This is a genomic window from Streptococcus thalassemiae (assembly GCF_903645285.1).
Taxonomy (GTDB): domain Bacteria; phylum Bacillota; class Bacilli; order Lactobacillales; family Streptococcaceae; genus Streptococcus; species Streptococcus thalassemiae.
Genome location: NZ_CAHJXN010000005.1, coordinates 1 through 894 on the forward strand (window position 1 = coordinate 1; position 894 = coordinate 894).

An 894-nucleotide genomic window follows, 5' to 3' on the forward strand; every position below is an offset into this window, starting at 1 on the left:
ATAAAGCCGTAGAAGATGGTAAGAGAGTCTTAGGTAAAGCGAACGCAACTCAAGCGGAAGTAGATGCAGCAAAACAAGCTATCCAAACAGCTAAAGAGCAGTTAGATGGATCAGAAACTAATAAAGCTGAACTTACAACAGCAACATCTACAGATGCGGAAAGCACAAAAGCTAATGATGCGAAGTACTACAATGGAAGTGCAGAGAAGAAAGCCGCTTATGATAAAGCCGTAGAAGATGGTAAGAAAGTCTTAGGTAAAGCGAACGCAACTCAAGCAGAAGTAGATGAAGCGAAACAAGCTATCCAAACAGCTAAAGAGCAGTTAGATGGATCAGAAACTAATAAAGCTGAACTTACAACAGCAACATCTACAGATGCGGAAAGCACAAAAGCTAATGATGCGAAGTACTACAACGGAAGTGCAGAGAAGAAAGCCGCTTATGATAAAGCCGTAGAAGATGGTAAGAGAGTCTTAGGTAAAGCGAACGCAACTCAAGCAGAAGTAGATGAAGCGAAACAAGCTATCCAAACAGCTAAAGAGCAGTTAGATGGAGCAGAAACCAATAAAGAAGCTCTAACAACAGCAACATCTACAGATGCGGAAAGCACAAAAGCTAATGATGCGAAGTACTACAACGGAAGTGCAGAGAAGAAAGCCGCCTATGATAAAGCCGTAGAAGATGGTAAGAGAGTCTTAGGTAAAGCGAACGCAACTCAAGCGGAAGTAGATGCAGCAAAACAAGCTATAGAAGATGCCAAAGGCAAATTAGATGGAGCAGAAACCAATAAAGAAGCTCTAACAACAGCAACATCTACAGATGCGGAAAGCACAAAAGCTAATGATGCGAAGTACTACAACGGAAGTGCAGAGAAGAAAGCCGCCTATGATAAAG

General features: G+C 41.8%; 1 pseudogene. It reads left to right on the forward strand.

The features are described from left to right. Positions 1-894, forward strand: a pseudogene (locus HWX15_RS09745) (FIVAR domain-containing protein); the annotation flags it as partial.